Annotated in this window: 28 protein-coding genes; 21 read left to right on the top strand and 7 right to left on the bottom strand. The window is 37.2% G+C overall.

Translation table 11 applies throughout. The features are described from left to right. From moaD to ILS93_RS11320, 4 genes are all read left to right on the top strand, one after another. Positions 1-234, top strand: a complete 234-nt coding sequence (gene moaD, locus ILS93_RS11335) for a molybdopterin converting factor subunit 1 (protein ID WP_064474532.1) — start codon at positions 1-3, stop codon at positions 232-234. Positions 235-326: 92 nt separating this feature from the next. Continuing rightward, the gene (locus ILS93_RS11330) at positions 327-746 is read left to right on the top strand and encodes a DUF3888 domain-containing protein (protein WP_149173682.1); all 420 of its coding nucleotides are present in this window, start codon (positions 327-329) and stop codon (positions 744-746) included. A 36-nt stretch (positions 747-782) separates the two neighbouring features. Then, positions 783-1,640 (top strand): glucose uptake protein GlcU, encoded by an 858-nt coding sequence (glcU, locus tag ILS93_RS11325; RefSeq protein ID WP_064474534.1) that lies wholly within the window; start codon positions 783-785, stop codon positions 1,638-1,640. Between the two features lie 13 nt (positions 1,641-1,653). Beyond that, the gene (locus ILS93_RS11320; protein ID WP_064474535.1) at positions 1,654-2,439 is read left to right on the top strand and encodes a glucose 1-dehydrogenase; all 786 of its coding nucleotides are present in this window, start codon (positions 1,654-1,656) and stop codon (positions 2,437-2,439) included. Positions 2,440-2,635: 196 nt separating this feature from the next. Here ILS93_RS11320 and ILS93_RS11315 read toward each other — a convergent pair whose 3' ends face one another. Further along, the gene (locus ILS93_RS11315; RefSeq protein WP_000451449.1) at positions 2,636-3,130 is read right to left on the bottom strand and encodes a CarD family transcriptional regulator; all 495 of its coding nucleotides are present in this window, start codon (positions 3,128-3,130) and stop codon (positions 2,636-2,638) included. A gap of 255 nt (positions 3,131-3,385) precedes the next feature. Here ILS93_RS11315 and ILS93_RS11310 point away from each other — a divergent pair, with 255 nt between their 5' ends. Next, entirely contained in the window at positions 3,386-3,622 is a 237-nt protein-coding gene (locus ILS93_RS11310) for a DUF2553 family protein (protein WP_000533808.1), read from the top strand. Position 3,623: 1 nt separating this feature from the next. After that, positions 3,624-3,806: a sporulation protein Cse60 gene (locus ILS93_RS11305; protein ID WP_222660459.1), complete on the top strand. Its 183-nt coding sequence runs from the start codon at positions 3,624-3,626 to the stop codon at positions 3,804-3,806. 34 nt (positions 3,807-3,840) lie between these two features. On the opposite strand, the gene ILS93_RS11300 is transcribed toward ILS93_RS11305, so the two are convergent. After that, on the bottom strand, positions 3,841-4,068 hold the full coding sequence (locus tag ILS93_RS11300) for a DUF3973 domain-containing protein (protein ID WP_033659785.1): 228 nt from the start codon (positions 4,066-4,068) through the stop codon (positions 3,841-3,843). Positions 4,069-4,492: 424 nt separating this feature from the next. Between ILS93_RS11300 and ILS93_RS11295 the strand changes: the two genes are divergently transcribed. Both ILS93_RS11295 and ILS93_RS11290 read left to right on the top strand, forming a co-directional pair. Further along, entirely contained in the window at positions 4,493-4,924 is a 432-nt protein-coding gene (locus tag ILS93_RS11295) for an SRPBCC family protein (RefSeq protein WP_064474536.1), read from the top strand. Next, positions 4,925-5,248, top strand: coding sequence for an ArsR/SmtB family transcription factor (locus ILS93_RS11290; protein WP_000098837.1), 324 nt, complete (start codon positions 4,925-4,927; stop codon positions 5,246-5,248). It abuts the gene before it with no gap. A 32-nt stretch (positions 5,249-5,280) separates the two neighbouring features. Here ILS93_RS11290 and ILS93_RS11285 read toward each other — a convergent pair whose 3' ends face one another. Together ILS93_RS11285 and ILS93_RS11280 are read right to left on the bottom strand one after the other, a co-directional pair. After that, positions 5,281-6,717, bottom strand: coding sequence for an MDR family MFS transporter (locus tag ILS93_RS11285; protein WP_064474537.1), 1,437 nt, complete (start codon positions 6,715-6,717; stop codon positions 5,281-5,283). A 242-nt stretch (positions 6,718-6,959) separates the two neighbouring features. Continuing rightward, on the bottom strand, positions 6,960-8,231 hold the full coding sequence (locus ILS93_RS11280) for a BaiN/RdsA family NAD(P)/FAD-dependent oxidoreductase (RefSeq protein WP_000558876.1): 1,272 nt from the start codon (positions 8,229-8,231) through the stop codon (positions 6,960-6,962). Between the two features lie 265 nt (positions 8,232-8,496). Between ILS93_RS11280 and ILS93_RS11275 the strand changes: the two genes are divergently transcribed. Both ILS93_RS11275 and ILS93_RS11270 read left to right on the top strand, forming a co-directional pair. Continuing rightward, a complete protein-coding gene (locus ILS93_RS11275) occupies positions 8,497-10,149 on the top strand; it encodes a putative polysaccharide biosynthesis protein (RefSeq protein ID WP_088047658.1) in 1,653 nt (550 codons plus the stop codon). 41 nt (positions 10,150-10,190) lie between these two features. Further along, positions 10,191-10,919 carry a pseudouridine synthase gene (locus tag ILS93_RS11270; protein ID WP_001234944.1) on the top strand — a complete coding sequence of 243 codons (729 nt, stop codon included), beginning with the start codon at positions 10,191-10,193 and terminating at the stop codon, positions 10,917-10,919. Positions 10,920-11,000: 81 nt separating this feature from the next. Here ILS93_RS11270 and ILS93_RS11265 read toward each other — a convergent pair whose 3' ends face one another. Continuing rightward, positions 11,001-11,222: a DeoR family transcriptional regulator gene (locus ILS93_RS11265; protein ID WP_000805512.1), complete on the bottom strand. Its 222-nt coding sequence runs from the start codon at positions 11,220-11,222 to the stop codon at positions 11,001-11,003. Positions 11,223-11,579: 357 nt separating this feature from the next. Here ILS93_RS11265 and pepV point away from each other — a divergent pair, with 357 nt between their 5' ends. The 4 genes from pepV to ILS93_RS11245 all read left to right on the top strand — a co-directional run bounded on the left by pepV (position 11,580) and on the right by ILS93_RS11245 (position 17,055). Further along, positions 11,580-12,986, top strand: a complete 1,407-nt coding sequence (gene pepV, locus ILS93_RS11260; protein ID WP_222660456.1) for a dipeptidase PepV — start codon at positions 11,580-11,582, stop codon at positions 12,984-12,986. 219 nt (positions 12,987-13,205) lie between these two features. Then, positions 13,206-13,751, top strand: coding sequence for an RNA 2',3'-cyclic phosphodiesterase (gene thpR, locus ILS93_RS11255; protein ID WP_064474540.1), 546 nt, complete (start codon positions 13,206-13,208; stop codon positions 13,749-13,751). 137 nt (positions 13,752-13,888) lie between these two features. Continuing rightward, positions 13,889-16,030, top strand: coding sequence for a type I pullulanase (gene pulA, locus ILS93_RS11250; protein ID WP_064474541.1), 2,142 nt, complete (start codon positions 13,889-13,891; stop codon positions 16,028-16,030). A gap of 227 nt (positions 16,031-16,257) precedes the next feature. Continuing rightward, positions 16,258-17,055 carry a phosphotransferase family protein gene (locus ILS93_RS11245; RefSeq protein WP_002008769.1) on the top strand — a complete coding sequence of 266 codons (798 nt, stop codon included), beginning with the start codon at positions 16,258-16,260 and terminating at the stop codon, positions 17,053-17,055. 3 nt (positions 17,056-17,058) lie between these two features. On the opposite strand, the gene ILS93_RS11240 is transcribed toward ILS93_RS11245, so the two are convergent. After that, positions 17,059-17,337, bottom strand: coding sequence for a YtzH-like family protein (locus ILS93_RS11240; RefSeq protein ID WP_001122236.1), 279 nt, complete (start codon positions 17,335-17,337; stop codon positions 17,059-17,061). Between the two features lie 228 nt (positions 17,338-17,565). Between ILS93_RS11240 and trmB the strand changes: the two genes are divergently transcribed. Then, positions 17,566-18,219 (top strand): tRNA (guanosine(46)-N7)-methyltransferase TrmB, encoded by a 654-nt coding sequence (trmB, locus tag ILS93_RS11235; protein WP_063262108.1) that lies wholly within the window; start codon positions 17,566-17,568, stop codon positions 18,217-18,219. Positions 18,220-18,288: 69 nt separating this feature from the next. Then, the gene (locus ILS93_RS11230; protein WP_088047657.1) at positions 18,289-19,143 is read left to right on the top strand and encodes a YtnP family quorum-quenching lactonase; all 855 of its coding nucleotides are present in this window, start codon (positions 18,289-18,291) and stop codon (positions 19,141-19,143) included. Positions 19,144-19,292: 149 nt separating this feature from the next. Here the strand turns inward: ILS93_RS11230 and ILS93_RS11225 are convergent, their stop codons facing one another. After that, positions 19,293-19,604, bottom strand: coding sequence for a PepSY domain-containing protein (locus ILS93_RS11225; RefSeq protein WP_000118541.1), 312 nt, complete (start codon positions 19,602-19,604; stop codon positions 19,293-19,295). Between the two features lie 148 nt (positions 19,605-19,752). On the opposite strand from ILS93_RS11225, the gene ILS93_RS11220 reads away from it, so the two are divergent. The 5 genes from ILS93_RS11220 to ytpR all read left to right on the top strand — a co-directional run bounded on the left by ILS93_RS11220 (position 19,753) and on the right by ytpR (position 23,351). Then, positions 19,753-20,826, top strand: coding sequence for a M42 family metallopeptidase (locus ILS93_RS11220; protein WP_064475080.1), 1,074 nt, complete (start codon positions 19,753-19,755; stop codon positions 20,824-20,826). Between the two features lie 115 nt (positions 20,827-20,941). Next, a complete protein-coding gene (locus ILS93_RS11215) occupies positions 20,942-21,451 on the top strand; it encodes a DUF84 family protein (RefSeq protein ID WP_088047656.1) in 510 nt (169 codons plus the stop codon). An 83-nt stretch (positions 21,452-21,534) separates the two neighbouring features. Next, a complete protein-coding gene (locus tag ILS93_RS11210; protein WP_000838193.1) occupies positions 21,535-21,849 on the top strand; it encodes a thioredoxin family protein in 315 nt (104 codons plus the stop codon). A 78-nt stretch (positions 21,850-21,927) separates the two neighbouring features. Beyond that, a complete protein-coding gene (locus tag ILS93_RS11205) occupies positions 21,928-22,740 on the top strand; it encodes a DUF1444 domain-containing protein (RefSeq protein WP_000784602.1) in 813 nt (270 codons plus the stop codon). Continuing rightward, positions 22,737-23,351, top strand: coding sequence for a YtpR family tRNA-binding protein (ytpR, locus tag ILS93_RS11200; RefSeq protein ID WP_001006767.1), 615 nt, complete (start codon positions 22,737-22,739; stop codon positions 23,349-23,351). Before ILS93_RS11205 ends, ytpR begins: the two co-directional genes overlap by 4 nt. Positions 23,352-23,517 lie beyond the last annotated feature (166 nt).

Genomic DNA, 23,517 nt, shown 5'->3' with positions numbered 1-23,517 from the left:
ATGATTCGAGTATTGTTATTTGCGTACTTGCAAGAGGAAGCAGGAACAAGTGAGTTACAAATAGAGAAAGAAAATATTACGGTTGCAGAGTTAAAAGATGTTGTTGCTAAAGAATATAATGTACCAATGGCAGCATCAATTATGGTTGCGATTAATGAAGAATATGCAAATGAAGATGACACGATCCGAGATGGTGATGTTGTTGCACTAATCCCACCAGTGAGCGGTGGTTAATATTGGATTCATTAAAACGACTTTCCTACATAGGGAAGTCGTTTTTTTATGGAAGTTTTGCGAACACTAACTTATAGAACAAGGAGGGTGTTATGAAAAAAATATGTGTAGTTATTACAACGCTATGTGCAATCTTTTTTTCTTCTCCAAGTGATTCTTTTGCGAAAGAATCTAGGGAACAGCTGTTAGAGAGTGCATTATCGAATAGGTACTATTCAGTTATTAGGCAAGTGACAGAAGATCAATATGAGTGTGCTTCAGTTATAAATATAAAGCGTCTCGGTAAGAAAGATGAGTTCGTTCCTAGATTTGAAGTCACGCTACAATTTCTTACGTTCCAAGGTGCACATAATCCGCCGAATGATAAAGTTACACTTACTTTGGAAGATCATTTAGATCACGTGAAAATAAAGAAGGTGGAGCGAGAAAAGAATGTTTCTGGTGCTATTGAAGAAAAGGTTTGTGAACGGGAAAAAGAAAAAATAAAAGCGCACTCTAATGATTCAGAGTGATAACTTATGACATTTAGTAAAGAAAGGTAATGAGCGATGGACATACTTTTAGCGATTTTACCGGCTATATTTTGGGGAAGTATTGTGCTATTTAACGTGAAACTGGGCGGGGGGCCGTATAGTCAAACGCTTGGTACAACGTTTGGAGCACTTATTTTCTCAATTGCTGTTTATATTTTTGTGAAGCCAGTATTAACTCCTACTGTTATTGGAGTTGGAATTGTGTCAGGTTTATTTTGGGCACTTGGTCAGGCGAATCAATTAAAAAGTATTGATTTAATGGGCGTTTCGAGAACGATGCCCATTTCAACAGGACTGCAATTAGTTGCGACGACTTTATTTGGAGTCATCGTATTTCATGAGTGGTCCACGACTATATCAGTCATCCTTGGCGTCTTGGCTCTTATTTGTATTATTATCGGTGTTATTTTAACATCACTTCAAAGTGAAGAAGAAAAGAGTGCAGAACAGGCGGGGAATTTCAAAAGGGGCATTATCATTTTATTGATTTCAACAGTCGGTTATTTAGTTTACGTGGTAGTGATTAGACTATTTAACGTAGATGGTTGGTCAGCTTTATTGCCACAAGCAGTTGGTATGGTGTTAGGGGGCATTTTGCTTACGTTTAAACATCATCCATTTAATAAATATGCAATACGAAATATTATTCCAGGATTAATTTGGGCAGCTGGTAATATGTTTTTATTCATTTCGCAGCCGCGTGTTGGAGTGGCAACAAGTTTTTCACTATCGCAAATGGGAATTATTATTTCAACGCTTGGCGGGATTCTTATATTAGGTGAAAAGAAAACGAAACGTCAATTAACGGGGATTGTCGTCGGTATCGTTTTTATTATCGCGGCGGGAATTATGTTAGGTGTTGCAAAAAGTTAAAGGAGGTATTGAAATGTATAGTGATTTAGCTGGAAAAGTTGTCGTTATTACAGGGTCAGCAACTGGTCTTGGAAGAGCGATGGGAGTAAGGTTTGCTAAGGAGAAAGCAAAAGTAGTAATTAACTATCGCTCACGAGAGTCAGAAGCGCATGATGTATTAGAAGAAATTAAAAAAATAGGCGGAGAAGCGATTGCTGTAAAAGGGGATGTGACAGTTGAATCTGATGTTGTGAATCTCATTCAATCTGCTGTGAAAGAGTTTGGTACGCTTGACGTTATGATTAATAATGCAGGGATAGAAAACGCGGTCCCGTCGCATGAAATGCCGTTAGAGGATTGGAATAAAGTAATCAATACAAATTTAACAGGTGCTTTTTTAGGAAGCCGTGAAGCGATTAAATATTTTGTAGAACATGATATTAAAGGTTCTGTTATTAATATGTCGAGTGTTCACGAGAAAATTCCGTGGCCACTATTCGTGCACTATGCGGCGAGTAAGGGCGGTATTAAACTAATGACAGAAACGTTAGCGTTAGAGTATGCACCAAAAGGTATTCGAGTAAATAATATTGGGCCAGGTGCAATAAATACGCCAATTAATGCCGAAAAGTTTGCTGATCCTAAAAAACGTGCTGACGTAGAAAGTATGATACCGATGGGCTACATTGGAAAACCGGAAGAAATTGCAGCAGTCGCAACTTGGCTTGCTTCCTCAGAAGCGAGTTACGTAACTGGAATTACGTTATTTGCAGATGGTGGAATGACTTTATACCCGTCGTTTCAAGCAGGGCGCGGGTAATATAAAAGGGCAAAGAGGTTTATCCCGCTATTTGCTGGGCAGTAAGACCACCACCTCAAAATTCAGCGGAAGCAAAGAAGTTAGGTGGGAGCTGATAATTAGTGGGGGATGAACAAAACCCCCACTGATTAAAGTTTTACTCTATCTCTTTGTCCTTTTTTCTGCAAAAAAAAAATAGCGGTCGGCTATTTTAAATTTAATGATTAATTGTATCTTGAAGAAATTCTGTTGCTTGATGTTCAGAAACATTTTGCACAAGTGCAACTTCGCTAATCATCATTTTGCGTGCATTATCTAGCATTTGTTTTTCGCTCGCATTTAATGCTCTCTCTTTATTACGGCGAAGTAAATCGCGAACAACTTCTGCGCTATCTTGCAGATTGCCGTTTTTCATTTTTTCCATATTCATTGTATATCTCTGTTTCCAGGAAAGTGATGTGTCTGATTCCCCGTTTTGAAATTCAAGAAGTATACCATCTAACGTACCTTTATCTACGATATAACGAATACCTGATTTTTGTAATTGATCCATAGGAAGCATTATTTGCATGTCTTTACTAATGATACGTATCACACAATATTGACGTGTTGTTCCTAATATTTCTTTCTCTTCAATGGCTTCGATGACTCCTGCGCCGTTCATTGGATAAACGATTTTATCGCCAATTTGAAACAAATCATCCACCTCCATATGTGGTAACCAATTTTAATGATAGCACATATGAGTAAAAATGTCAAATTTTATATAATACCATAATGTTTATATTATAGTCAATAAGTAAAAACTCTTTTTTTTATATATTTTTTTGCTCTTATTTATTGATGATTTTTTTTGAAAAATAGTACAGGCGAAGAAAGAAGGCATATCCACTTATTTTTAAGCATAAAATGTAAAATCGCTAATACAATATACCTAAATCCGTTCTTTGTAGAGGAGGGAGAGAAGGTGGGGCGCACAATAAGAATTGATATTACAAATAAAGTTGTAGCTAAATTTAGACCGGATTATTTGGAATTATATACGAGTAAATTTATGATAGGTAAGTTTTATGTCTATACTGAAGGTAAACAATATGTGTTAGAAGACGGATATATATATGAAGATGGAAAATTTTATCGCATCATAGATACGCACCGTGGCAATAATCAAGCGGCGGAGGGCTGCGATCTAGGATGGTGTTAACATGATTCGTGTGAAAGTGTTTGATGAAAGTCACGAAAAAGACTTAGAAGACGCTGTAAATGTTTTTTTGAAAAAGATTGATGATAGTAATTTTGTAGATATTAAGTACCAAGTCGGTGTTTCCATTAATGGTGACGAAAACCAAATTTATTGTTTTTCAGCGATGATTGTTTATAAAGCATAAAAAAGAGCTGGGTGAGCCAGCTCTTTTTTATGTTTTATGTTGGGACGACATGTGTCGGTAATACGTTCATAATAGATTGGGGTGTGCCTAATTTCTTTGTCGTTAAAAGAGGCTCCCCAGTTTCATGATTTTGGGCATCTGTACACATACCAAGGTGATAACGATCACCTAAAAATGGATCAATATAAAAACCGTTTTTGAATACTTTATCATTCGGATGTTTTTCATGATGAATGTCAGAGCAGTTAATGCAATAGAACATAGCTTTCATCCCCTTTTTATGTTTGTTTGAAAAAAGTGAGTCGGTAGTCATTTCGCTCCTAAGGAAATGTTGAGGAGAAGAGAAATAACTACCTACTCAAATGGTGGGCATATTCCTTCTGATTTTTCATATCTCGCGTAGTGTCTCTGAGGGAAGGAGGAGAGACGAAATACGCATGATATACGTAAGGCGCTTCTTTCAAGATGAATGATGGAGTTTCATGTTGAGAGAAGTTTTTATTTTTTGTTGCCTTTGTGAGTATATTATGAGGAAATGCTCAGAGGGTGTTTGTCCTGTTGAAAAAATGTTGAGAATTTCTCAACATTAAAAAATAACTAGCGTTGACATGAAACTAAAAGGTGTTATATTATCGAAGTGTAACCAAAAGGTGTTATATTTAATTGGCGAATAAAGGAGAATGAAAATGGAACAACAAAATACATTAACTGATATTAAACAAACGATCGTTTTTAACGCGTCTATTCAAAAAGTATGGAATGTAGTATCAACTGCAGAAGGGATTGCGTCATGGTTTATGCCGAATGATTTTGTATTAGAGGTAGGACATGAATTTCATGTGCAATCACCATTTGGCCCATCACCATGTAAAGTGTTAGAAATTGATGCACCAAACCATCTATCTTTCTCATGGGATACAGATGGCTGGGTCGTTTCATTTACTCTGAAAGACCTAGGAGATAATAAAACAGAATTTACGTTAATTCACGGCGGCTGGAAACATCCTGATGAAATTCTTCCGAAAGCGAATGCGAAGAGCTCTATTATTCGCGATAGAATGAGCGGAGGCTGGGTAGCGATTGTAAATGAAAAACTGAAAAAGGTTGTTGAAGGCTAAGTGTCCTCATCAGCAGCGAAATATGATGTATTTCAAGCAATTGCTGACCCAACCCGCCGAGAAGTAATACGGTTATTAAGTGATAAAGAGTTACCGATTTCCAAAATAACGGATCATTTTCCGATGAGCCGTACTGCGGTTGTAAAGCATCTTCATATTCTTTCAGAAGCGAATTTAGTAAGCGGAAGAAAAAGCGGAAGAGAGAAGATATATCGTTTGCATCCAGAACCATTAGAGGAATTACAACAGTGGCTCTCATATTATGAACGTTTTTGGGATAATAAATTGTCCATGCTGAAACATATTGTGGAGAATGAAGAGTAAAAAGAGGATGACCGAAATGGTCATCCTCTTTATTATTGCTCACTTGTTTGTGTAGCTGGTTTTAATAAAATCCAAGCGATAATTAGTGTAAATACTGCTAATACGAAAGTACTCATATAAATGACGTGTACACTTGATGCTAATGCCTCTTGCGATTCGGTTGCTACATTTGCTGTAGTTCCGCCGTGTCCACCAGATACAAGGTCAAGATTTTTAATGCCGCGTGCGTGAATCATCGTATTGAAGATTGTTCCAAAGATTGCAGCACCTAACGTTTGACTAAATGTATTAATAAATGTGTTTAAACCAACGGCTGTTCCTCGTGTATGAGCTGGTACGGATGCTTGAATTGTTACCATATAAATTGGTGTCACAAGCCCCATTCCTAATCCGAATAATCCGACTGCTACATAAATAAGGAACGATGGTGAATTTGTTGATAATGTAAATAATAAGAACGTAGCCACTGATAAAATGCTAGCTCCAAGTAAAATGATTTGTTTCGTTTTTAATTTTCCTACTAAGTTACCAGAGAAAATAGCGCCAAATGTCCACATAACAGGGATTGGCATTAAAATAAGTCCGGCTTCTGTCGCATTTTTTCCTAATACACCTTGGCTCCAAATTGGCAGGTACATTGTAATACTAATGATCATCGCGCCAGCAATAAGCGTTAATATGTTTATCGTAGATAATGTACGGTTAGAGAAAAGTGCTAGCGGAATTAATGGTTCCGGAGATTTTTTCTCGATAAATAAGAAAATAATGAATGAAACGACGGCGAAGATTAGTAGGCCGATAATTGTTATGTCTCCCCAGTTTTGCTTGCTGCTACCTGTTAATAATGCATATAGTAGAGCGATCGTACTTAATGAGAAGACTGTTGCACCAAGATAGTCGATATGGTGTTTAGCTGGCTTAATAGATTCTTTGTAGTAAATTACAATCATTAAACAAGCGATAATTCCGAATGGAACGTTTAAGAAGAAAATATAACGCCAAGATAGGGAATCCACTAAAAATCCACCTACTAACGGTCCGATAACACCAGATACACCCCAAACGGCACTCATCCAACCTTGTGCTTTCGCGCGGTCTCTCGCTTCGCTATATAAGTCTCCAATAATCGTCATTGTGATCGGCATAACAGCACCAGCACCTATACCTTGAAGAGCACGGAAGAAAATTAATTGTTCCATTGACGTAACGATTCCGCAAAGCGCAGAACCGATTAAGAAGATTGTAGCTCCGATGAGTAAAACTTTTTTACGGCCGAATAAATCAGCTAGCTTTCCGTATATTGGAGTCGAAACAGCTGTTGCAAGCATATAAATTGCATATACCCAACTAACAAGTTCGACGCCTGACAAATCACTCGTTATACGAGGGATCGCTGTACTAACAATCGTTCCTTCTACCGCAGAAAGAAACGTCATTAGCATTAAAGACATCATGACTTTTTTTCTCATATTTTTTCCCCTTACCCTTTTTCAAATATTCAACAATATAAAATATAAAGGTACTAAGGTATATAAAGCAACAAAAAAGCAATGGGAAGTTACGTGGAGCGGATATTTGTCGCTTCTTGTCGGTAAGTCGATAAATTCGGGAAATTGCCGATATAAGTTGAAGAATCGTTGATAAATTCGGGGAATCGCCGATATAATTTCATGTACCTATAAAAAAAGAAACAGGAATCCCTGTTTCTTTTCTAGTATTGCATTTTCGCGTTTTCTCCAGCTGTTGTTCCGGCAATTCGACCAGTAACGAGAGCAGATGTAATATTATAGCCGCCAGTATAACCGTGAATATCAAGAACTTCTCCGCAGAAATATACGCCGTTCGTGAATTTAGAAGACATTTCTTTCGGGTTAATTTCTTTAACGGATACACCGCCGCCAGTAACGAATGCTTTTTCAATTGACTGCGTACCATTTACATTCACAGTAAACTCTTTAAAGTCTTTCACAAGTGCACGAATCTTCTCGTGAGAAACTTGTCCAGCTTGTTCACTACCGTCAATTTCATTTTTTTCTAATAAGAATAGGAAGTAACGTTCAGGTACATAACCTTTTAAAACATTTTTAATTCCTTTTTTCGGATCTTCTTTCATTTGTTTCAGCATGCGCTGGAATAGTTGTTCACTATTTTCTTCAGGCAATGCATCGATGCTCATTTGAATCGTGTTCGTTTTAAACTTTTTCAGTGCTTTCACGACGAATTGGCTACAACGAAGAGCGGCAGGACCGGATAGGCCGAAATGAGTGAAGAGCATGTCCATTTTGTGAGAAATGATAGCTTTTCCTTTCGGGTTTAATACGCTTAAGTTTACATCGCGTAAAGCAAGACCTTGTAAGGAGCGGTCACGAATAAATGGTTCGTTTGAAAGGATTGGTACTTCTGTTGGGAATAGTTCTGTAATTGTGTGACCAGCTTTTTCAGCCCAAGCATATCCATCTCCAGTAGAACCAGTTTGAGGAACAGATTTTCCGCCAACAGCGATAACGACGTGATTCGTTTCTAACACTTCACCAGTTTGTAGTACGACTGCTTTCGTTTGACCGTTCTCATATTCAATCGTTTCAACAGGTGTATTTGTACGGATTTTTACACCTAAGTCTTTTAATCGTGTTAAAAGTGCGTCTACTACTGATTGTGCTTTATTTGATACAGGGAACATGCGACCATGATCTTCTTCTTTTAGTTGCACGCCAAGCTTTTCGAAGAATGTAATAATATCTTCATTATTGAAAATAGAAAAAGCGCTGTATAAGAAGCGACCGTTTCCTGGTATATGTTTAACGATTTCATCAAGTGGTAGACGGTTCGTTACGTTACAACGACCACCACCAGAAATCGCAAGTTTACGTCCTAGTTTATTTCCTTTATCAAGAAGTAAGACACTTGCGCCTTCTTCTGCAGCACCGATTGCAGCCATTAGCCCAGAAGGCCCGCCGCCGATGACAATAACATCATAATGCATAATATATCGACCCCATTTTCTACATTTCCTGCCTAAAAGAATAGCATGTTTTCCCTTAAAAGAAAAATAGAGTGAAGTACTGCTTAAGGAGAGAATTGTGGTACAATACAAAAGTTAGAGTTCAGCACTATCCTGCTATTTGTGGGCAATAAGACTAAAACCTTAAGATATAAGAGAAATAAAAAGGGTATTTGGTAGCCTGTAAATACTCGAATAGTTCAACTAATTATAGTTTCACTTTATGTAGATGTAGGAGGATTTTTGTATGTCCGATTCGAAATTTCTGCGCGGAACGCTTATTGTTACGTTAGGGACATTTTTAGTAAAGTTCTTAGGCATGATTTACGTCTTTCCGTTTCATGCATTAGTAGGTACAGAAGGCGGAACGCTCTATACATATGGATACATTCCATATACGATCTTTTTAAGTATTGCAACGGCAGGGGTGCCGCTTGCTGTTTCCAAATTTGTTTCCAAATATAATGCGCTTGGCGATTATAAAACGAGCCGGAGAATGTTCCGCTCGGGAATGGTTATGATGATAGTAACAGGAATTCTTTCGTTCCTAGTTCTATACATGACAGCGCCACTGTTTGCAGAAGCAATGCTTGGTAAACAAAGTATACACAGTAATGTAGAAGAAGTTACGACGATTATTCGTCTTGTAAGTTTTGCACTTATTGTTGTACCAGCAGCGAGTTTAATTCGTGGTTATTTCCAAGGTCACCAATCGATGGGACCGACTACTGTTTCGCAAATTATTGAACAAATTATTCGTATTGTCTTTTTATTAGCGGGTAGTTTTATCGTTATTAAAGTACTTGGCGGTACAGTTGCAACAGCAGTTGGGGTAGCGACATTTGCTGCGTTCGTTTCAGCAGTTGGAGCGCTCGGTGTACTCATTTGGTACTGGTTAAAACGTAAAAAACATTTGGATCAATATTTAATTGAACAAACTGTACCAGAATCGACAGTGAGTACGGTTCAGTTATTTAAAGAATTATTTGCATATGCGATTCCTTACGTTGTAATTGGGTTAACAATTCCTTTATATCAACAAATTGATACATTGACATTTAACTCAATTATGCAAGCGATTGGCCAAGGTGATATCGCAGAGCGAGCGCTTGGTATTTTCACAATGTGGACGCATAAATTAATTATGATTCCTGTATCGCTTGCAACAGCGTTTAGTTTAACGCTTGTACCAGCGATTACAAAATCATTTACTGAAAAACAATACCGTTATTTAAAGTTACAAATTACACAAACATTCCAGGCAAATATGTTCTTAACATTGCCAGCAGTTGTCGGTATTTCAACACTTGCATATCCAATCTATACTGCGTTCTATGACTCAGATCCACTAGGTGGACAAGTATTAATGTGGTATGCACCGGTTGCGTTGTTATTCGCTTTATTTACAGTAACAGCAGCAATTCTGCAAGGAATCAATCAACAAAAACATGCGATTGTCGCGCTTATTATGGGTGTTATTTTGAAATTCGTATGTAACGTAATCTTTATTCGTTATTTCGGTACGGTTGGAGCGATTTTAGCAACAGCGGTCGGATTCTTAGCTTCCGTATGGTATACGAATCGACAAATCAAAAAACATGTACACTATTCGTTTGGTGTTGTATATAAGAGAACTTTCCAAATTGCAGTATTAACACTTGTAATGGTCATTGCTGTAAAGTTATCACAATGGATTCTGTCCTTCATGATCTCGTCTGATGGCCGAATGGGTGCTCTTATTACAGTTGTGGTTTGTGCAGGTATTGGTGGTCTTGTGTACGGATTGTTAGCAATTCGCACAGGAGTACTTGAACGAGTGTTTGGCGGAGAAGCGTTAGAGAAAATCCAACGTAAACTTGGCAATAGATTCAAAATAAAGTTGAAATCAAAAGGGGCGTAATTACGTCCCCTTTTCTATGATAAATAAAGAAGGTGAAAAACGTGAGATTAGATAAATTATTAGCAAATATGGGATATGGAAGTAGAAAAGAAGTAAAGAAATTATTGAAAGACGGCGTTGTAAAAATTGACGGAACGCCAGTGAAAGATGCGAAGGTTCATGTAAATGTAGAAGAGCAAGAAGTTATGATTCACGGAGAAGTTGTGGAATATAAAGAGTTTGTTTATTTAATGTTGCATAAACCACAAGGCGTTATTTCAGCGACGGAAGATGATAATCATGAAACGGTAATAGATTTATTAGAGTTAGAAGATGCAATCTTTGATCCGTTCCCAGTTGGACGACTTGATATTGATACGGAAGGTTTCTTATTAATAACAAATGACGGGAAGTTATCACATCAATTGTTATCTCCGAAAAAGCATGTGCCGAAAAAATATTATGCACACGTTGCAGGAGTAGTAACAGAAGAGGATGTAAAAGAGTTTGCTAAAGGTGTTATTTTAGATGATGGCTATGAAACAAAGCCAGGTGCACTTACAATATTAAAAAGCGATGAGATTTCTGAAATCGAGCTTGTGATTACAGAAGGAAAGTTCCATCAAGTGAAGCGTATGTTTGAAGCGGTAGGGAAAAAAGTAGTCTACCTAAAGAGAACAGAGATGGGACCATTAGTATTAGATGAAGAGCTAGAACTTGGACAATACCGAGAGCTATCAGATGAAGAAGTAGAAATGTTAAAAACATATCAAGTAGATACTGAGAAATAGTGCTGTTTTTGGCGCAGAAAAGACCCCTTTCTAATGAGTTAGAAAGGGGTATGTATTTATTTACATACAATTATTTTTTCATTATGAGGTCATTCTCACTTTCTTTCCTGTTGTTGTCCACTTACCGCGGCAAGGGCTATACACGAGTTCATTAAACTGCAACACATTTAGATCACGTTGTATCGTTCGCGGTGTGATCCCGAACTCATCTACAAGGTCTTTCGTCGTTACCGTTCCGTTTTCATTGATGTACATATAAATTGATTTAATGCGTGTTAGCATACGAGTAGTTGTAGGTTTCAAGAGAAAACCACTCCTCTACTAGTTTTTTTGACCCCATTCAGGAAAGAAGGTCGTTACTACCATTGTACTCTACATGATAAAATTCATGCTTTAATCTACTTAAATTTTACAAAAGTTTAACAAATATTCATATAGAAAAATATTGGTAGTTGACATTGTATATATGGTCAGTCAACTAAATCATAAAATTCTACGTAAAACGCCAAATTCCTGCAAATTTTTTTGAAAAAATAAAAGAAAAACTAATGAGAAATATCTGAAATATTACAATTGTTCGGTATTTAGTTTTCGTGTATGGCATAAGAGATTTCGGTTTGTTATGATGAAAGAAACAATATAGTGAAGGATGGATGCGTGATGTCAGCGATTAATTGGACAGAAGAAGTTGCAAAACGAAAAGATGATTTAATTCGTGATACGCAACAATTTTTACAAATTAAAAGTGTATGGGAAGAAGAATCGGCGAAAGAGGGCGCACCATTCGGTGAAGGTGTAGAAAAAGCTTTATCTTTCATGTTACATAAAGGGGAAACTGAAGGTTTTACTTCTAAAAATTTAGAAGGATATGCAGGTCATCTTGAAATGGGACAAGGAGAAGATTTACTAGGTATTCTTTGTCACGTTGACGTTGTACCAGAAGGAGATGGCTGGACGACTCCTGCATACAGTGCAGATATTCGCGATGGAAAGATTTTTGCACGTGGTGCAATTGACGATAAAGGCCCAACGATGGCAGCTTATTATGCGATGAAGATTGTGAAAGAATTAGGTTTACCTTTTTCAAAACGCGTTCGTATGATTTTAGGAACAGATGAGGAAAGCAATTGGAAATGTGTAGATCACTACTTTAAAAACGAAGAAATGCCAACAATCGGTTTTGCGCCAGACGCAGACTTTCCAATTATTAATGCAGAAAAAGGAATTTCTGATATACAAGTTGTGCAAAGTGGTAGTGAAGAGAAGAAAGGTACATATGAACTTGTTTCATTTGAATCAGGTCGCCGTTTAAATATGGTTCCTGATTTTGCAGAAGCGATTATTACAGGAGAAGATGTAAATGCTCTTACAGTAGCATATGAAGAGTATTTACAAACTGCTAAAAAAATAGGTGAAGCAATTGTAGAAGGTAATACGGTGACGTTGCAAATTAAAGGGGTTTCAGCTCACGGATCTACTCCGGAGAAGGGCGAGAATGCAGGTTTATTACTGGCAAACTTCTTAACGAAAGTCGCTCTTGATGGAAAAGGTGCTTCGTTTGCATCGTTTGTAACAGAAACATTTACAGGAGATATTTTAGGAGAGAACGCTGGTATTTCTTATAAAGACGATATTAGCGGACCATTAACAGTGAATGTTGGTCGACTTTCTTATACGAAAGAAAAGGGTGGTAATTTAGGATTAAATGTACGTTATCCAGTTACGACTAACTTTGAAGAAATGATCACGAAGTTAAAAGGATATGTTGGTATTCATGGATTTGCAGTAGCAGACTATTCGAACTCTCGCCCGCATCACGTTGATAAAGACCACGTATTAATTCGTACGTTGCAGCGCGTATACGAAGAACAAACAGGTGAAAAAGCAGAGCTATTAGCGATTGGCGGCGGTACTTACGCTCGTTCATTGAAAGCTGGCGTTGCATTTGGTCCGTTGTTCCCTGGAAAAGAAGAACTTGCACATCAAAAAGACGAGTACATTGAAATTGAAGACTTATTAAAAGCGACAGCAATTTACGCGCAAGCAATTCATGAATTAGCGAAGTAATGGATATATAAATAAGAAGAGGCCGTCCCAATACATGTTTTGGGACGGTTTTCTGTTACGCATCGTTTGTTGTTAAGTCGATATTCCTTGTCGAAATGTCGATATAATTTCATTTATTAACGCGACCTTAACTTGGTTAGACTTTTAGAGAAGTTTGATTCTTTTTAATTGAATGAGATAAGAAAGAAAAGCAACAATAGAAAGAAGGAGAAGATGTACATGGAGCTGCATTATTTTGTCGCGATTAAGTTACCAAATCATATAAAAGAAGTGCTGTCTAACTATAAAGAAGAAATGCAGGAGGAATTACCATTTCGTTCATGGGTACATAAAGAAGACTATCATATTACCCTTTCATTTTTAGGTAGTGCGACAGAGGAACAATTAGAAGGAATAAAGAATGGATTACAAACACTTACAGAAACGAAAGAACTATCGTTCACATTACAAGGATTTTCAACGTTCGGTATGGAAGATAGGCCACGTATTTTTTGGTCGAAGGTAAGCGAGAATCCCGATTTGTTCCAGTTACAAAAACAAGTACATGCTATTTGTGAAGAGAATGGATTTTCTTTAGAAACGCGCCCGTATCATCCACATATTACTGTTGCTCGCAAATGGGTAGGAGAAGAGAAGTTTGATTTAGAACATATAAAGGAAGTGCCTGAAATATCATTTCAAGCGGATACGATTACTTTATACGAATCTCACGTAAAGGAGACACCGAAGTATAAAGCGATTGCTGAAATAAAATTACAAAAATAGAATGTATGAAAACGTTTTTTATACAGGTGAATATACTATAGAGAATAATGTGTTACTGTATAGAGCCTTACTGATAAGAAAAGCCTTATCATTTGCAGCTCGTTTCATTTAACTTTAAGAATGATGGTGATTTTTTTATGTTGAAAGTAAAACGTCCATTTGATGCCTATTTAGATGAAATGAATAAAATTACAATTTTGCTCCCACATGCGTATGGAACAAGCCGGACATTTCGTTTGCAAGAAGGAAGTAACGTGAAAGATTTACCGATTTCTCATACAATTGCGCTTCCGGATGCAACGAAGTATGAGTGCTTTATAGAAGAGCCGCTAGATGTGGGGAAGTATTATACAGTACGAGATGAACGGAATGAAGAAACAGATTTACAAATAGGTGCTGTCATAAGAACAGTGATTTTCGATGAAAAGTATTATTACGAAGGTACAGATTTAGGAGCCGTGTATCAAAAAGAAGCAACGACATTTAAAGTATGGGCTCCAACTGCGAGGCTTGCGAAAGTAAGGATTTATAAAAGTGATAAAGAATATACCGATCATGAAATGCATAGAGGAGAAAATGGGGTTTGGACTCATACATTACAAGGCGATTTAGCCGGAGCAAAGTATACATTTCTTGTTTGTATTAATTTAATATGGAATGAAGCGGTGGATCCTTACGCAAAGTCAGTGACTGTAAATGGGAAGTACGGCGTTATTATTGATTTGGAAAAGATAAATGTAACAAAACGAGAGCAATTACCACCATTACAGGCAATGACAGATGCCATACTGTATGAACTGCATATTCGTGATGCTACGATTCATCAGGGCAGTGGAGTGAGTAAAAAAGGAACGTATAAGGGGCTAATGGAAGAAGGAACAACAGGGCGAAATGGGACGTTAACAGGCTTGTCCTATATAAAAGATTTGGGTGTTACACATGTTGAATTATTGCCTTTATATTGTTTCGGTGGTGTAGATGAGGCGAATCCTTCCTCTGCATATAATTGGGGTTACAATCCGTTATATTACAATGCGCCAACGGGATATTATGCTACAGACCTCTCTGATCCGTATAACAGGATAGTAGAGTGTAAAGAGTTGATTGAAACATTTCATGAGCACGGCATTAGGGTAATTATAGATGTTGTATATAATCATGTGTATGAAAGAGAGCTATCATCATTTGAAAAGCTTGTCCCAGGATATTATTTTCGTCATGGTGAAGATGGTATGCCTTCTAATGGGACTGGAGTCGGAAATGATATAGCATCTGAACGGAAAATGATGAGGAAATTTATTGTAGAGTCTATTTTATATTGGCTTACTGAATACAATGTTGATGGATTCCGATTTGACTTAATGGGAATTTTAGATGTTGATACAATGAATATAATAGAAAAAGAAGTGCGAAACATAAAGCGAGATGCATTGTTATTAGGAGAAGGGTGGGAGCTACAAACACCACTTCCTGCTGAAGAAAAAGCAACGTTAAATAATGCAAAGAAAATGCCGCATATTGCGCAATTTAATGATCAATTTCGTGATGGGATAAAAGGGAGTACCTTTCATATAAATAAGCGTGGTTTTGCATTTGGTGGGCATGTAGACTGTAATCATTTGCAGTATATAGCATCGGGAAGTCTTTTGAGTATGAAAGAAACAGGTCTGTTTCTAGAGCCTGTGCAAAGCATTAACTATGTAGAATGTCATGACAATATGACGATGTGGGATAAACTAATGCGGAGTAATGAAGAGCCAGAAGAGATTTTGAAAAAACGTCACCTTCTAGCGAGCGCAATGGTGATTCTTTCGCAAGGCATTCCTTTTTTACATGCTGGGCAAGAGTTTTATCGTACGAAGCAAGGAAATGAAAATAGTTATAATGCAAATGATGAAATTAATCAATTAGATTGGGATCAAAAAGAGGAAGAGATAGAGACCGTTAACTATATAAAAGGTTTAATTGCGATTCGCAAAGAGCACAGAGCATTCCGATTACAAAACGCAGACCTTATAAAAAAACACATGACTTTTTTGCAAACATCTCCAGAAGTACTTGCATATCACCTAGAGCATGCAGAATCATTTGGACCGTGGAAAGAGATTATAGTTTTATTTAATAGCGGTTTAGAAGCTAAAACGGTGCAACTTCCGAAAGAAGAAACGTGGCATGTGTTAGTAAACGAAAAGCAAGCGAAAATAGAGCCAATTTCTTCATTTAGAGGAAAGGAACTTAGGCTCGCTCCGATTAGCACGTATATATTGACGATAATGTGACAAATCGCTACTTGACGATGAGAATGTAATAAATGTAGAATTGACAAAGGTGACGATTTTGATAAGTTGTCATTCTATGACTGGTTTTGTAAAATAAAATAGAGAATTTTTGGCTTATGCCAAGTTTTCTTTTCATTTACAGTAAAATATATGAATCCACAACATGTGTAGAAATGTTGCGGTTTTTCTTTTCATAACTATAAAAGATAAGGATTTGTTAACGGGTAATGAATATGGAATGGTTGGAACAATTATTAGGAAAAGAGTGGAGTCTTGTACCGGCTGGTGGAGTAACGGGCGATGCGTATATTGCGCAAAACGGACAACAGAAGTTATTTTTAAAGCGGAATACATCGCCCTTTTTAGCGGTATTGTCAGCAGAAGGAATTGTTCCAAAATTACTTTGGACAAGAAGGGTAACGAACGGTGATGTAATTTCTGCTCAAAAATGGCTTCCGGGACAGAAGCTAGAGCCAGAGGATATGAAACTAGAACGTGTTGCGAAACTTTTGAAGAAAATACACTCCTCTAAAGCACTTGTACAGATGATTCAAAGACTTGGGAAGCAGCCGCTTCACGCACAAGAGTTATTACAACAACTGCAACTTGTTTTAAGAGGAGATATAAGGGATGATGAAACAATTCAGCAAGGCCTTCAATATTTAATGGATTCATTAAAAGATATTGAATACAATGAATTCGTTGTATGCCATTGTGATGTGAACCATAACAACTGGATATTGTCGGATGAAGATGAGTTGTTTTTAATTGATTGGGATGGAGCCGTAATTGCTGACCCAGCTCTAGACCTCGGTATGTTATTATATTGGTACATTCCGCGCCATGAATGGAGCGAGTGGCTCGAATATTATGATATTGAAATGGATGAATCGCTGCTTAGGCGTATGAGATGGTACGTAATAGCACAAACGATTTTGTCTATGCAATGGCACACAACAAAAAAACAGCAAGCAGAAGCTGAATATTGGCATCAATATTTACAGCAACTACTTGCTTCAGAGTAATACTTAAGAAAAATTGTCCATTCCAGCAATCCACTGAGTAAGTTGTTCTTGATTATTGGAAATGTGGTTGTCCAAATTAGAGGAAGATTTACCCGATTGACTATAAGAATATACATCGTTTAGCATTGCTTTAGCGTCACTACTTATACTATCGTTTGCGAGTAACGATTGAATGAGACGCTCTAATTGCTCGCATTCAGAAACTGTCCCGCAACAATCACTTTGGTGATTGACTAAAATATCTTTCAGCACTTCTAATTGATGTTGTTGATTAATTGGCATGAACGGATCATCCTTTCGATTGTTTTTCTCTTCAAATGTACGAGAAAAAGCTGTTTCGTCATGGAATGTTTAATGCTGTATGTAGTTTTTATCAAAATGGTACATCTTATACTTGAAAGAAACGGACCGAGTGCTCGTACGTACTTGGTTTTTTGTTTGGGAGATTGATTAAAACAGAGAGAAGGAATTATTCCTTTAAAATAGCTATGTAAAGAGAGGGAGACATCTATGCGTTTAAGACATAAACCATATGCAATGGATCGAATTAATGAGTATTCACATATCGTAATCGGAAACCCAGAGGAGCGCGCTGGTAACTGGAAAGAAGTATTTGGAAATGAACAACCAATTCATATTGAAGTAGGTACAGGTCGTGGCCGCTTTATGTATGATATGGCAAAAGCAAACCCACATATTAATTATATTGGAATTGAAAAATTCACAAGTGTTGTTGTAGATGCACTTGATAAATTAATTGAAGAAGAAGTACCGAACTTAAAGTTAATTAATAAAGATGCTGAAGATTTAACAGTTTTCTTTGCAAAAGGTGAGATTGATCGCGTTTATTTAAACTTCTCAGATCCATGGCCAAAGAAACGCCATACGAAGCGTCGTTTAACGTATAAAACGTTTTTACGCAATTATGAAGAAGTGTTAGTAGAAGGCGGAGAAATTCATTTCAAAACAGATAATCAAGGTTTATTTGAATACTCTCTAATGAGTATGGCTGAGTATGGTATGTTATTAACTTACCTGAGCCTAGATCTTCATAATAGTGATTATGAAGGAAACATTATGACAGAATACGAAGAGAAATTCTCAAGTAAAGGTCATCGTATTTACCGAGTTGAAGCAAAATATCGCACAGAGCCTATGCAGTAATGCATAGGTTTTTTGTAACTAAAATAATCGGAATTTTATGTTAATATTGAAAGGAAAGGGGGATGAAAAATGGAACAGTTACAAATTGGAGATATAAAAGTGACGTGGTTAAAAGGCGGGAACACACATTTAGATGGAGGAGCAATGTTTGGTGTTGTACCGAAAGTACTTTGGTCACGTAAATATAAACATAATGATACAAATCATATTTATTTACGAACAGATCCGTTACTTTTGCAAACGAAAGACGGTAATATGCTCATTGATTCCGGAATAGGGAATGGTAAATTGAATGAGAAGATGAAGCGAAATCAAGGTGTAACAGAAGAGTCATCGGTTTATAAATCATTAGAAAAACTAGATTTAAAACCTGAAGATATTCAGTACGTCTTAATGACACACCTGCATTTTGATCATGCATCTGGTTTAACGAAATGGGAAGGTGATCACCTTGTACCATCGTTTCCGAATGCAAAAGTGTATGTAAGCGAAACAGAATGGAATGAAATGAGGAACCCAAATATCAGGTCGCGCAATACATATTGGAAGGAAAATTGGGAGCCGATTGTAGATCAAGTTGTTACATTCCAGCAAGAAATAGAAATTACGGATGAAATAAAAATGGCGCATACAGGTGGTCATAGTGATGGACATGCAGTTATTGCTTTAGAAAGCAAAGGTGAAACGATGCTTCATTTAGCAGACCTATTGCCGACGCACGCACATCAAAATGTACTATGGGTGATGGCCTACGACGATTATCCGATGACATCGATTGAAAATAAGCAAAAGTGGATGAAGTACGGCGCTGAAAACGATGCTTGGTTTACGTTTTATCATGACGCATATTACCGTGCAGTAAAATGGAATGAGGAAGGGCATATTGTAGGAAAAATAGAGCGGAAAACGAGTGTAGAAGCATAAAAAAGGGGAGGTTGTTCCAGCAGTCTGTTGGAGCAGTCTCCTTTTCGTTTTTTGTCGGTAAGTCGATATATTCGGAAAATCGCCGATATAATTTCAATTACTATCCACAATTAAAAAATAAGAGGTTCACCTAATGGGAACCCTCCTTTTTATGCTGCTATAACCTCTAAAACAGTACCTGTTTTAGCATCAACTAAAAATTCAAATCGTTCTTGTATATCATCTAACATCGTTGTAAGACCGCCACGATAAACTTCGTATGCGACATCATATTTTTCAAATGTCTCTGGAACCATATGTACCCAAGAGCCAGTAATTTCACCTTTATGACTTAATGCTTGTTTCACCATTTTCAATGCTTTTTCTGAAGAAATATGGGATTGTTCTTGTACTTTGTTTGCAACAAGATAACCAGCTGCGAAACCAACGCCAAGACCTGCAACTAAACCTTTCCAGCTCATATATTCACCTCAATTCTATAAAATAAAAATAGTGTACCAATAATAATTATAAATCAAATACAGCTAAAAAAGAAGAAACTAGAAACATTTCGAAAATTTCGTTACAATAAAAGAGGTATTCTACTAAGGTTTGAAAGAAGGGGACTTCGTGAATAAAGAGACATTACATTTATTTCGTACGTTAACAGAATTACAAGGTGCATCAGGATTCGAACATGATGTACGCCGTTTTATGAAGCAAGAATTAAGCAAATATGCGGATGAAATTGTGCAAGACGGTTTAGGTAGCGTATTTGGTCTGAAAAAAGGGGACGAAACTGGCCCACGTGTTCTTGTAGCTGGTCATATGGATGAAGTAGGTTTCATGGTTACGCAAATTACGAAAAACGGGATGCTTCGTTTTCAAACGTTAGGCGGCTGGTGGAGTCAAGTGTTATTAGCGCAACGTGTACAAGTTATGACGAAGAATGGTCCTGTTATTGGGGTTGTTGGTTCTATTCCTCCTCATTTATTAAGTGACGCGCAACGTGCAAAACCGATGGATATAAAAAATATGTTAATTGATATAGGTGCAGATAGCTACGAAGATGCGATTGAGATTGGTGTAAAACCAGGACAACAAATCGTGCCAATCTGTCCGTTTACGCCGATGGCAAATGAAAAGAAAATTATGGCGAAAGCTTGGGACAACCGTTACGGATGTGGCCTTGCAATCGAATTATTAAAAGAATTAAAAGACGAAACATTACCAAACACATTATACTCTGGTGCGACTGTACAAGAAGAAGTTGGTCTTCGCGGTGCACAAACTGCTGCAAATATGATTCAACCAGACATTTTCTATGCGCTTGATGCAAGTCCAGCAAACGATGCATCTGGTGATAAAACACAGTTCGGTCAATTAGGAAAAGGTGCTCTTCTTCGTATTTATGATCGTACGATGGTAACGCATAGAGGAATGCGCGAATTCATTTTAGATACAGCAGAAACACACAACATTCCGTACCAATACTTTATTTCACAAGGTGGTACAGATGCGGGCCGTGTACATACAAGTAACTCAGGTATCCCATCAGCAGTAATTGGTGTTTGCGCACGTTACATTCATACACATGCTTCTATTTTACATGTTGATGATTATGCGGCAGCAAAAGAACTTATTACGAAGCTTGTAAGAGCAACGGATAAAACGACGTTAGAGACAATTAAGAATAACGCGTAGAGAAGAAGGGCTGAAGAGCCTTTCTTTTTTTTATCGATGAGTGGTGGCCGTGCTCCCATGTATAAAGAGTAATTTGATTAAGGTAAGATGATGAATGTATATAGAGGTGAACGAAATGAAAGTAGTAGTTGGATCGAAGAATAAAACGAAAGTTGGTGCTGTGGAGAAGGTTTGGAAAGATGCTACAATTACATCTCTTTCTGTTCCTTCAGGGGTAGCAAACCAGCCGTTTACAGATGAAGAGACGATGCAAGGAGCGGTTAATAGAGCGAAGCGAGCGCTACAAGAAGGAGAAGCTCAAATTGGTATTGGATTAGAAGGCGGCGTAATGAAAACGGAGCATGGTTTATTTATGTGTAACTGGGGCGCGCTAGCAACAAGTGCCGGTAAAATATTCGTTGCAGGCGGTGCACGTATTACGTTACCAGATGATTTTTTAGCACCTCTTGAAGAGGGCAAGGAGTTAAGTGAAGTGATGGAAGAGTTTGTACAGAGAAAAGATATTCGTAGTCACGAAGGTGCGATCGGTATTTTTACAGATGATTATGTCGACCGCACGGAATTATTTGTACACGTTGTTAAGTTACTTGTTGGGCAATATAAGTATGATGAAAAGCAAGCATAAACCTTGCACCATACGCGATGTATGGTAGTATAAAAGAAAGATTATAACATGAAAAAAAGCACTCGTTAGAGGAGGAAATATAGATGAAATCATTAGAAAGCATGGAGCAATTCCAACAATTGAAAAATGAAGAGAATGTAGTCTTTATGTTCTCAGCAGAATGGTGCCCAGACTGCCGTTTTGTAGATCCATTTATGCCAGAAGTAGAAGAAAAATATAGTGATTTCTCATTTTACTATGTAGATCGTGATGAGTTTATTGATCTATGTGTAAAATTAGACGTATTTGGCATTCCGAGCTTTGTAGCGTACAATAAGGGTGAAGAAACAGGTCGCTATGTAAACAAAGATCGTAAAACACAAGAACAAATCGAAGAGTTTATTGAAGGTTTAAAATAAGGCAATTTGCCAATTGAATTGTAAAACAACCTCTACCTTCGCGGGGGAGGTTATTTTTTTGGAAGGGAGGAAAAAGAGATGAAGATGACAAGTAAAAAGATGAAAGATGAGTTAATGAAGAAATTATCTCGCCCAGAATGGGACTTTCAGTATGATAGCGAGAAAGAAGTTCTACGTATAGAACAGAAAGACTCGAAAAAGGGTATTAACGTATCGCTTCCAGGAGTTGTGGCAAAATGGGAAGTGAATAAAGAAAAAGCAATTGAAGAGGTTGCCTATTACGTACAAGAAGCGTTAATTGCGATGCATAAAGAAGAAAATAGCGCAGCGAAAATTTTACCTGTTATTCGCTCTACTTCTTTCCCGAAACAAGCAGAAGAAGGAAATCCGTTTATTATGACGGATCATACGGCGGAAACACGTATTTACTACGCATTAGATTCGAATAAAACGTATCGACTCATTGATGAGCGTCTATTACAAAAATTAGAACTTACAGAGCAACAAGTGCGTGAAATGGCATTATTCAACGCTCGCTCATTAGGTTATGAATTTAAACAAGAAACAGTAGCAGGGAATACATTCTACTTTTTAAACACAAATGATGGGTATGATGCGACGCGTATTTTAAACGAATCGTTACTACAATCGATGCGTGAAAAGATTTCTGGTGACATGGTTGTTGCTGTTCCTCACCAAGATGTATTAATTATTGCTGATATCGTCAACGAAATCGGTTATGATATTATTGCACAAATGACAATGAAATTTTTTGCCGAAGGGCATGTTCCGATTACATCACTTTCATTCGTATATGAAGATGGGGACTTTGAACCAATCTTTATTTTAGCGAAAAATCGGAAGAAGACAGATGGAAAAGAGAAAGGATGAACGAAGTGAACGTTTTTTACAACCTTGAAGGAATTGGTGACACTCTAATTGTTGCCTTACAAGATATTACTTTAGAGAACCGTACTTTTGATCGCAAAGGAGATGTTGCACGCGTATACGATCGTGAAAGCAATGTAACAGCAGGGTTCAACATCTTTAATGCGTCTTCTTACTTAGAAGTAAAAGAAACAGGTAACCTAACATTAACGAAAGAATTTGTAGAAAAAATCAATGGAATTTTAGCGAAGAACGGCTTTGAAGAAACAGTAGAAGCAGATCTTTCTCCAAAATTTGTTGTAGGCTATGTAGCTGAAAAAGAGAAGCATCCAAATGCTGATAAGTTAAACATTTGTAAAGTAGAAATCGGTACAGAAACATTACAAATCGTATGTGGCGCACCGAACGTTGATGCAGGACAAAAAGTTGTCGTTGCAAAAATTGGCGCTGTAATGCCAAGTGGTATGCTAATTAAACCAGCTGAACTTCGCGGTGTTCCTTCTTCTGGAATGATTTGCTCAGCACGTGAATTAGAGCTTCCAGATGCTCCACAAGAAAAAGGTATTCTAGTATTAGAAGATAGCTTTGAAGTTGGACAAGAGTTCAAATTTTAATTGATGTAAGAAAAGAGAGGTTGTCCTTTTAGACAGCCTCTCTTTTCTGTTGAATCGTGGATATATTCAAAAAATCGTTCATATTATAAGGATGTCACCTTTTTTCTCAAAAACTATATTGTATTTTATAGACAAACTAGTTAAAATTTAGAAAAATAGAAGGGGA

Source organism: Bacillus sp. 16GRE42, assembly GCF_019837435.1.
Taxonomy (GTDB): Bacteria; Bacillota; Bacilli; order Bacillales; family Bacillaceae_G; genus Bacillus_A; species Bacillus_A wiedmannii.
Note: the sequence above shows the minus strand (reverse complement) of the source record. Positions and strands in the feature narration are given on the sequence as shown.